The sequence below is a fragment of the Streptomyces sp. NPDC005574 genome (assembly GCF_040605435.1).
Taxonomy (GTDB): domain Bacteria; phylum Actinomycetota; class Actinomycetes; order Streptomycetales; family Streptomycetaceae; genus Streptomyces.
Genome location: NZ_JBEXCW010000172.1, coordinates 1 through 8969, shown reverse-complemented (window position 1 = coordinate 8969; position 8969 = coordinate 1). Strand labels below are relative to the sequence as shown.

Annotated in this window: 8 protein-coding genes; 2 read left to right on the top strand and 6 right to left on the bottom strand. The window is 72.8% G+C overall.

Annotated features, from left to right (window positions below; all coding sequences use genetic code 11):
- Positions 1-592 precede the first annotated feature (592 nt).
- A complete protein-coding gene (trpS, locus tag ABZT03_RS41910; RefSeq protein WP_356049280.1) occupies positions 593-1615 on the top strand; it encodes a tryptophan--tRNA ligase in 1023 nt (340 codons plus the stop codon).
- A gap of 47 nt (positions 1616-1662) precedes the next feature.
- On the opposite strand, the gene proC is transcribed toward trpS, so the two are convergent.
- The 6 genes from proC to ABZT03_RS41880 all read right to left on the bottom strand — a co-directional run bounded on the left by proC (position 1663) and on the right by ABZT03_RS41880 (position 6337).
- A complete protein-coding gene (proC, locus tag ABZT03_RS41905) occupies positions 1663-2472 on the bottom strand; it encodes a pyrroline-5-carboxylate reductase (RefSeq protein WP_356049278.1) in 810 nt (269 codons plus the stop codon).
- Between the two features lie 120 nt (positions 2473-2592).
- Positions 2593-3387: an ABC transporter permease gene (locus ABZT03_RS41900; protein WP_356049276.1), complete on the bottom strand. Its 795-nt coding sequence runs from the start codon at positions 3385-3387 to the stop codon at positions 2593-2595.
- Positions 3384-4214 (bottom strand): ABC transporter ATP-binding protein, encoded by an 831-nt coding sequence (locus ABZT03_RS41895; RefSeq protein ID WP_356049274.1) that lies wholly within the window; start codon positions 4212-4214, stop codon positions 3384-3386. Before ABZT03_RS41895 ends, ABZT03_RS41900 begins: the two co-directional genes overlap by 4 nt.
- A gap of 292 nt (positions 4215-4506) precedes the next feature.
- Entirely contained in the window at positions 4507-5298 is a 792-nt protein-coding gene (locus tag ABZT03_RS41890) for a class I SAM-dependent methyltransferase (protein WP_356049272.1), read from the bottom strand.
- 121 nt (positions 5299-5419) lie between these two features.
- The gene (locus tag ABZT03_RS41885; RefSeq protein ID WP_356049270.1) at positions 5420-5947 is read right to left on the bottom strand and encodes an EamA/RhaT family transporter; all 528 of its coding nucleotides are present in this window, start codon (positions 5945-5947) and stop codon (positions 5420-5422) included.
- 42 nt (positions 5948-5989) lie between these two features.
- Positions 5990-6337, bottom strand: a complete 348-nt coding sequence (locus tag ABZT03_RS41880) for an SH3 domain-containing protein (RefSeq protein WP_356049268.1) — start codon at positions 6335-6337, stop codon at positions 5990-5992.
- A gap of 183 nt (positions 6338-6520) precedes the next feature.
- Between ABZT03_RS41880 and ABZT03_RS41875 the strand changes: the two genes are divergently transcribed.
- On the top strand, positions 6521-8857 hold the full coding sequence (locus tag ABZT03_RS41875) for a PQQ-binding-like beta-propeller repeat protein (protein ID WP_356049266.1): 2337 nt from the start codon (positions 6521-6523) through the stop codon (positions 8855-8857).
- Positions 8858-8969: the final 112 nt, after the last annotated feature.

Below are 8969 nucleotides of genomic sequence, written 5' to 3'. Positions count from 1 at the left end.
CTTCGGTCTTGCGTTTCCGACTCTATCAGACCGTTTCCGTATCCGATTTCCTCGGTGCTTTCCAGGTTTCCGCTTTCGCGTTTCCCTTTCCGGCGTTTCCGACTCTATCAGATCCTTTCGGGCCTGACTCCCAGTCAGCGGGGCTTGTCATCTCGGCTGTTGGGCCGTTCCGACGAGTGAGACTTTAGCGGATTCCCGGCTCCCGAGCTAATCGGGGGCCTGCGCTCTTTCGAACACGGATTCCTCATTTCGCGAATACACATGACAATGACACGACGGCAGCACAACTGGTCGTCGGGTGTTGTTGGTACCTGCGGAATGGCTGTCCGGGGACCGACCGGGGTCGGCGCTCACGTCGGACAACTCGGAGAACAGTACGGACCGGCTCGGGGTGTGTCAACTCTGCTCCTCTTGACCCCCGGCGGCGTAGGCTGGCGGCCATGACAACGCATACGTGCACCCAGCAGTGGTGGGCCGCCTGACGGCGGCCGCAGTCACGTATGCATCCACGGCCGCCGACTCGGCGGCCGTTCGTGTTTCTCCCTCCAGGAGGGCCGGCCGGGCGCGGCGGCCCCCACCAGGAGGAGTAGAGATGACGCGGGTCTTCAGCGGGGTCAAGCCGACCGGGCATCTGACGCTGGGGAACTACCTCGGGGCCATGCGGCGGTGGGCTGCCGTGGACCAGCACCGGGCCGACGCCCTCTTCTGTGTCGTCGACCTGCACGCGCTGACCGTGGACCACGATCCGGCGCGGGTGCGGCGGCTCAGTCGGCAGGCGGCGACGCTGCTGCTGGCGACGGGGCTCGATCCGCAGCTGTGCACCCTCTTCGTGCAGAGCCATGTGGACGAGCACACGCGGTTGTCGTACGTGCTGGAGTGCGTGGCCACCGACGGTGAGATGCGGCGGATGATCCAGTACCGGGAGAAGGCCGCACTGGAGCGGGAGCGGGGCGGCAGCGTCCGGCTGTCGTTGCTGACGTATCCGGTGCTGATGGCGGCGGACATCCTGGCGTACGGGACCGACGAGGTGCCGGTGGGTGACGACCAGGCTCAGCACGTGGAACTGACCCGGGATCTCGCCGTGCGGTTCAACCAGCGGTACGGGCACACCTTCGTGGTGCCGCGGGCCACGCATCCGGCGGTGGGGGCGCGCGTGATGAACCTCCAGGAGCCGCTGTCGAAGATGGGCAAGAGCGACGACTCGGGGCCAGGCATCGTCTACCTGCTGGACGAGCCGGACGTGGTGCGGAAGAAGGTCATGCGGGCCGTCACCGACAGCGCGCCGGAGGTCGTGTACGACCGGGCGGCGCATCCCGGCCCGGCCAACCTGCTGGAGATCCTCGCCGCGTGCACGGGCGGTGAGCCGGCGGAGCTGAGCGGGGGCTACTCGTCGTACGGCGCTCTGAAGAAGGACACCGCGGAGGCCGTGGTGGAGACTCTGCGGCCTGTGCAGGAGCGGCACCGGCTGTTGTGCGCGGACCCCGTGTACGTGGAGGGGGTGCTGCGCGACGGTGCCGAGCGGGCGCGGGCGATGGCGCGGCCGACCGTGGACGCCGCCTACCGGGCGATCGGACTGCTGCCGGCGGCCGAGACCGCGCTGAGCACGGCGCCGTAGGAGCGACCCGTCGCACCCTCGTCGGGGAGGGGGCGGCGCCGGTGTCGTCAGCCGGCGCCGGAGGCCAGGGCGCGGCTGCGGTCGCGGGCGGCTTCGAGGGCGGCGATGAGCGCGGCGCGTACGCCGTGGTTCTCCAGTTCGCGGATGGCGTTGATCGTGGTGCCCGCGGGCGAGGTGACGTTCTCGCGGAGCTTGACCGGGTGTTCGCCGCTGTCGCGGAGCATCACGGCGGCGCCGATCGCGGACTGGACGATCAGGTCGTGGGCCTTGTCGCGGGGCAGGCCCAGCAGGATGCCGGCGTCGGTCATGGCTTCGACCAGGTAGAAGAAGTACGCCGGGCCGGAGCCGGAGAGGGCCGTGCAGGCGTCCTGCTGCGACTCGGGGACGCGGAGCGTCTTGCCGACGGCGCCGAAGATCTCCTCGGCGTGGGCCAGGTGCCCGGCGGTGGCGTGGCTGCCGGCCGAGATGACCGACATGGCCTCGTCGACGAGGGCGGGGGTGTTGGTCATGACGCGGACGACGGGGGTGCCCGCGGCGAGGCGTTCCTCGAAGAACGAGGTGGGGATGCCCGCCGCGCCGCTGATGATCAGACGGTCGGCGGGGACGTGCGGGGTGAGTTCGTCGAGGAGGGTGCCCATGTCCTGCGGCTTGACCGTGAGGATGAGGGTGTCGGCGGACTTGGCGGCCTCCGCGTTGGTGACCGGCGTGACGCCGTGCCGGGCGCGGAGCTCCTCGGCGCGTTCGGGCCGGCGGGCCGTGACCAGGAGGTCGGCCGGGGCCCAGCCCGCGCGGATCATTCCGCTGAGCAGGGCCTCACCGATCTTGCCGGTGCCGAGGACTGCGACTTTCTGCGACATGGCTGGGGTCCTCCGGGGGGTGTGTCGTCCGGGTTCATCCTCGCACCGGGGGGCGGCGGTTCGGGTGAGGTGTCCGGTGGGCGGACCGCGGCTGTCGGGAGGTCACGGGAGACGCGCGGGTCAGTCGGTGCGGCGTCGCAGGGTGGCCGCGCCGAGTCCCAGGACCAGCAGGGCGCAGCCCGCCACGATCAGCACGTCCCGGACGAAGGTCGCCGTCAGGTCCGTGTGACGCAGGACCTCGTTCATGCCGTCGACCGCGTAGGACATCGGGAGGACGTCCGAGACGGCCTCCAGCACCGGGTGCATGTCGGAGCGCGGGGTGAACAGGCCGCAGAGGAGGAGCTGGGGGAAGATCACCGCCGGCATGAACTGGACCGCCTGGAACTCCGAGGCCGCGAAGGCCGAGACGAACAGACCGAGGGCCGTGCCGAGGAGCGCGTCGAGCAGGGCCACGAGCAGCAGCAGCCAGGGGCTGCCGGTGACGTCCAGGCCGAGAGCCCAGACGGCGAGCCCGGTCGCCAGGGCGGACTGGACGATGGCGACGGCACCGAACGCGAGGGCGTAGCCGGCGATCAGGTCGCCTTTGCCCAGGGGCATGGCGAGGAGGCGTTCGAGGGTGCCCGAGGTGCGTTCGCGCAGGGTGGCGATCGAGGTGACCAGGAACATCGTGATGAGGGGGAAGATCCCGAGCAGGGAGGCGCCGATGCCGTCGAAGGTGCGCGGGCTCGCGTCGAAGACGTAGCGCAGCAGGACGAGCATCAGGCAGGGGACCAGGATCATCAGCGCGATCGTGCGGGGGTCGTGCCGGAGCTGGCGCAGGACCCGGGTCGCGGTGGCGGTGGTGCGGGCGGCGCTCAGGGCGCTCGTGGAGGTCCGGGAGCCGGTGGCGGGCCGGGGGTTCGTGATCGTGGTCATCGGACCGCTTCCTTCTGGTGGGCCGCGGCGACGGCCTCGTCGACGAGGTGCAGGAACGCCGTCTCGACGGTGTCCGAGCCGGTACGGGTGCGGAGGGCGTCCGGGGTGTCGTCGGCGAGGATGCCGCCCTCGCGCATCAGCAGCAGGCGGTGGCAGCGCTCGGCCTCGTCCATGACGTGCGAGGAGATGAGCAGCGTCGCGCCGCGGGTGGCCGCGATGTCGTGGAAGAGGGTCCACAGGTCGCGGCGCAGGACCGGGTCGAGGCCGACCGTCGGCTCGTCCAGGACCAGGAGTTCGGGGCTGCCGAGCAGGGCCACGGCGAGGGAGACGCGGTTGCGCTGGCCGCCGGAGAGGTTGCCGGCGAGGGCGTCGGCGTGGGAGGTGAGGTCGACGTCGGCGACGGCCCGGGTGACGTCGGCGTCCCGCTGGTCGGCCGCCGCACGGCCCGGGGTGAGGATCGCGGCGAAGTAGTCGAGGTTCTGGCGGACCGTCAGATCGTCGTAGACGGAGGGGGCCTGGGTGACGTAACCGATGCGGGTGCGCAGGGCGGGGTGGCCCGCGGGGCTGCCGAGGACGTCCAGCGTCCCGGTGACCTTGGCCTGGGTGCCGACGATCGAGCGCATCAGGGTCGACTTGCCGCAGCCGGAGGGGCCGAGCAGCCCGGTGATCTGGCCGCGCGGGACGGTGAAGTCGAGGCCGCGCAGGACGGTGCGGGGGCCGCGGACGACGGTGAGTCCCTCGGCGCGTACGGCCGGGGTCCGGGCGGGGCCGGTGTCGGTGGGCGCGTCGGTGCCCGCGCCGGGAGGGCCCGAGGAGTAATTCATCATGTGATGAATAATGCTCGCGGGCAACTTCGCCGTCAAGGGGGCGCCGCGCAGGCGCACTCGACGCGTCGGGGGTTCGGGCTGCTGATGTTCTTCGCGGGGCTCCATCGGGGTGGCTCGGGGGCGGTGGCCCGGGTGCCGGGGTACGGCTGCGGGGCCGCTCGACGCGCTGGCGGCGTTGCCGTACGACCGGGAGGTACGGCTGGAGACGGCGGCCCCCGGTAACCGGATCGCGTGGGGGCGGCGGCCTTCTGCGGCTGGGCCGCCGCCCCCACGCGGTCACGGCGTCACGGCGTCACGGCGTCACGGCGACGGCCAGGACCACGTCGTAGACCTCCTCGACGAATCCATCGGGGAAGGACGCCAGCAGGTGCCGGCGCAGCCCGGCGAGGAAGGCGGCGGCCTCGTCGGGTTCGGCGTGGGTGAGGAAGACGGAGTGGCTGCCGATGTTGGCGAGGTGCGTGTCGACCGGCACACGCCTGCTCCAGCGGACATCGCGGCGGACGAAGTCGAGGAGGCCCGAGGGGTCGGCGGCGGCGGCACCGACCTTCGTCTTCTCGGACACCAGGTCGATGCCGAGGAAGCGTCCGATGCCGGCGGCCTCCTCGGCGATCCACGGCACGTCGAGGGCGTCGGTGTTCCACCACAGGGCGAGCGCTCCGCCCGGACGCAGCACGCGCACGGCCTCCGGGACGGACACGGCGGGGTCGGTCCAGTGCCAGGACTGGGCGTAGGTGAGGAGGTCCACGCCCGCGTCGGCGAGCGGGAGCGCGTTGCCGTCGCCCCGGACGACCGGGACGCCGGGGAGGGCGCGGCGGAACTGGGCGGCCATGCCCTCGCCCGGCTCCACCGCGAGGACCTCGGCGCCGCGCGCGTGCAGGAGGGCGGTGGAGATGCCGGTGCCGGCGCCGACGTCCACGACCCGGGAGCCGGCGAGGGGCCGGCCGGTGAGGTCCTCGACGGCGTCGAGGAGGGCGGGTGGATAGGTGGGGCGGTTGGCCGCGTACTGCGCGGCGGCGGCGTTGAAGGAGTGCGCCCGGACGGCATGGGACGCGGGAAGCGGGCGGGATGCCGAGGATGCGGTCATACGGCCATGGTGGCCGGGCCGGGCGCGGGGCGGGGTGTGGATGCGGTGAGAGAGCCCCGGCGAACCCGGGGCCCTACGGGTGTTGCTCGCAGGGGGCGGGACGGGAGCCGCGAGGCTCCGGTTACTTGCGGCGGCGCTTCTTCGGTGCGTTGCCGGCGCCGTTCTTCGAGGGGTTGCCGGTGCGGCGGTGGGCGCGCTTGTCGTACCGGGTGCGGGCCGCGTCGTACTCCTCGCGGTGCAGTTTCTCGCCCGGGGCCTCGACCAGGGAGCGGAAGAAGTAGGCGAGCAGGGAGCCGACGAAGCCGATGGCCAGCAGGCCGCGCAGGGACGCCTGGCGGTCGGGGTCGGGGCGCCTGGTGAAGCCGTCCAGGGTCTGGCGGAAGGCGAGGGCGCTGCAGACCGCGAACATCACGATCACCAGGAAGGTCACGAAGCGGCCGGTGTCCGCGATCCGCAGCCCCTCGTAGGCGAAGCGCAGGACCAGGCAGGAGACCACCGCCGCGGCGAGCGAACCCGCGGCGACGCCGGCCCGGCGGAGGGTGTAGCCGTCGTCGTGGTGCACCCAGGTCGTGCCGAAGAAACGCAGGGGTTCGGGGCGGGGGCCCGTGGAGCCCGCGGGGGTGGACGGGGTGTCGTTCTCGTCGCTCACCCGTTGATTATGTCTCCGGGTGTCCGCGGGCTCCGTGGCGGATCAGGCGCAGCGCGCGGCGACGTAGCCGTCGCTGCCGGTCCTCACGTACGCGTCCGACACGTACTCGCCGTCGTCGATGTTGTCCCAGATCTTGGTGGTGCCGTACGGGCCCGTGACGCTGGAGCCGGGTGTCTGGCAGAAGATCGGGACCATCGCGCCCTCGGCGAGGACGCGGACGATGCCGTAGGTGGTGCCGGGACCGCTGCGGACGTTGAGGCGGGCACCCGGCGCGACCGGGTAGTAGTGCAGGGCCGCGGCCGCCGCCTCGCCGGCCCCCGCCGCGGCGGCCTCCGCGGCCACCCCGCTCGCTCCGGCGCCTCTGACCTCTTCGACACGGTCGACAGACATGGACAACTCCCCCCGTTGTGACCCCATGAATGCCATGGGGTCCCGTTGATTCCCTCACATCGCCTTTTGAAACACGTGTACGGAACTCGCGCAGGGACGCCAGCCAGCCTCCTCTGTCTCGCACACGTCATCGACTAGGCTCCGTCCGTCGCGCGCGCGGACGAACAGCACGGGGGTGTTCCCATGGCGCCACAGCACAGCTCCGGAGCGGGCGCGGAAGCGGAACTTCCCGAGTACGCCGGTCACTACCGTCTTGAGTCATGTCTCGGCTCGGGCGGCATGGGCATCGTCCATCTGGCCCGGAGCACCTCCGGCATGCGGGTCGCGGTGAAGCTCGTGCATGCCGAGTTCGCCAGGGACCCCGAGTTCAGAGGGCGTTTCCGGCAGGAGGTGGCAGCGGCTCGGCGGGTGAGCGGCGCCTTCACCGCGTCCGTCGTGGACGCCGATCCCGAGGCCGAACGGCCCTGGATGGCCACGCTGTTCATCCCCGGGCCGACCCTCTCCGACCATGTGAAGCGGAACGGGCCCATGGACGGCGCCCAGTCGCGCCGGCTGATGGCCGGGCTCGCCGAGGCGCTGCGGGACATCCACCGGGTCTCGGTCGTGCACCGGGACCTGAAGCCGAGCAACGTGCTGCTCGCCGAGGACGGCCCGAAGGTCATCGACTTCGGCATCTCGCGGCCCAAGGACAGTGAACTGCGCACCGAGACGGGCAAGTTGATCGGCACGCCGCCGTTCATGGCCCCCGAGCAGTTCCGGCGGCCCCGGGAGGTCGGGCCCGCCGCCGACATCTTCGCGCTCGGGTCCGTCATGGTGCACGCGGCGACGGGACGCGGGCCGTTCGACTCCGACAGCCCCTACGTCGTCGCCTACCAGGTCGTGCACGACGAGCCCGACCTGACGGGCGTACCGGACAACCTGGCGCCGCTGGTGCTGCGTTGCCTCGCCAAGGAGCCGGAGGACCGGCCGACCCCCGACGAGCTGATGCGTGAACTGCGGTCGGTGGCGGCCTCGTACGAGACGCAGGCGTTCATACCGCTGCAGCGGACCGGGGACCTGCCGGCGTCGTGGCCGCGCGGCGAGGACGCCGTGTCGGGGGCCGCGTCCACGAACGGGACGCCGGCAGCGGTGCCCGTGTCGCCGGGTGACTCACCGCCGGGCTCACCGGCCGGGTCGGCAGCTGTGCCGGTCGCCGGGTCGGTTTCCGGATCCGGACGAGCCTCCGCGTCGGCGTCTGTCCCGGCGGTCGGTCCTGAGCCCGGCGGGCGTGCTGGGGGGCGTGCGGCCGGGAAGAGCACGCGTGGGCCGCGCGCGGCGGGTCAGGCACAGTTGCCGCGCGGCGGAAGCCTGCGCAGGCGGGTGGCTCTGGGGGCCGGCGCGCTCGGGCTGGTCGTGGTCGGCGCGTTCGCCTCGGTCCCGCTGGTTCGCGGGGAGAGCGGCGGTGCCCCGCCGAAGGCCACCCAGTCGCGCGCGGCGTCGGCCGGATTCCGGGCGTGGGAGGCGAAGCCGGTCACCGAGAAGGCCGTCACCTCGCAGTGCTCGTACGGGGCGGGGACGCTGTTCTGCGCCCAGCCCGGGGTGGTGTTCGCCCTCGACGCCGCGGACGGCGGCGTGCTGTGGCGGCACCCGGTCGCGGCTGCCAGCCGCAGCGGGCCGCCGGTCCTTTCGGGCGGACTCGTGCAGCTCGCCGCGGACGAGGGGCAGCGCCTGGAGGCCCTCGATCCCGACTCCGGCCGGACCCGCTGGCGGCGGGACGCGCCGGCGCACGGCGGGACCGCGTACGCCGGTGACATGGTGCTGCTCACCGCCGCCGACGGGACGGTCACCGGTCTGGACGGCGCGACCGGCCGCACGAAGTGGAGCCACCGGGTGCCGGGGCAGAACGTGCCGTACTTCTCGGCCTTCCGCGGGGACTCCTCGGCGTACGCGACGAGTGCCTCCGCCGACCGGTCGAGCACCCGGATCAGCGCGCTGGACCCGGTCACCGGCGCGGTGCGGTGGGAGGCGCGGCTGGAGGGGACGCTCCGACCGGTCGGCGCTCAGGGCGGGTCCCTCTTCCTCACCGCCGTCGACCCGGTGTACGAGGAGACGCGGGCCGTGGTCCGCTACACCCCCGGCACGCGGTCCACGCGGCGGGTGTCCCTGTCGTATCCGCTCGAACGCGCCCGGGTCGGCGTCCACGGCGACGTGGTCCATCTGCTGGCCGCGAACGGTTCCCTGACGGCCGTCGACATGGCGGCGGGAAAGCAGCGCTGGAGCCTCCAGACGGCCGTGAGCCGGGGTTCGGCGCCGGTCGCCGACGACCGTCACGTGTACTTCACCGCCGCCGACGGCCGCCTGCTCGCCGTGGACGCGCGCCGCGGCCGGCTCCTGGGGCAGACCGCGCCACGGCAGGGCACGGACGCCGACCGGGTCACGGCGGCCCTGCCGGAACCACTGCTCGCCGCCGGCCATGTCTTCGCCGGGGCCCCCGACGGCACGGTCTACGCCGTCGACGGCGGGGACCCGACGGCCTGGTAGCGCGCGGCACGGGCGCGGGCGCCGCACGGGCGCGGGCCGTCGTACCACCCGGGTTGCTCGCCCGCGCGATCTGCGCAGTCAGAGGCGGGACTTGCTCACCGGAACGCACCAG

Excerpts from the sequence above, each read along its gene's own strand:
- trpS (WP_356049280.1), top strand. The coding sequence starts at position 593 with ATGACGCGGGTCTTCAGCGGGGTCAAGCCGACCGGGCATCTGACGCTG.
- proC (WP_356049278.1), bottom strand. The coding sequence starts at position 2,472 with ATGTCGCAGAAAGTCGCAGTCCTCGGCACCGGCAAGATCGGTGAGGCC.
- ABZT03_RS41900 (WP_356049276.1), bottom strand. The coding sequence starts at position 3,387 with ATGACCACGATCACGAACCCCCGGCCCGCCACCGGCTCCCGGACCTCC.
- ABZT03_RS41895 (WP_356049274.1), bottom strand. The coding sequence starts at position 4,214 with ATGATGAATTACTCCTCGGGCCCTCCCGGCGCGGGCACCGACGCGCCC.
- ABZT03_RS41890 (WP_356049272.1), bottom strand. The coding sequence starts at position 5,298 with ATGACCGCATCCTCGGCATCCCGCCCGCTTCCCGCGTCCCATGCCGTC.
- ABZT03_RS41880 (WP_356049268.1), bottom strand. The coding sequence starts at position 6,337 with ATGTCTGTCGACCGTGTCGAAGAGGTCAGAGGCGCCGGAGCGAGCGGG.
- ABZT03_RS41875 (WP_356049266.1), top strand. The coding sequence starts at position 6,521 with ATGGCGCCACAGCACAGCTCCGGAGCGGGCGCGGAAGCGGAACTTCCC.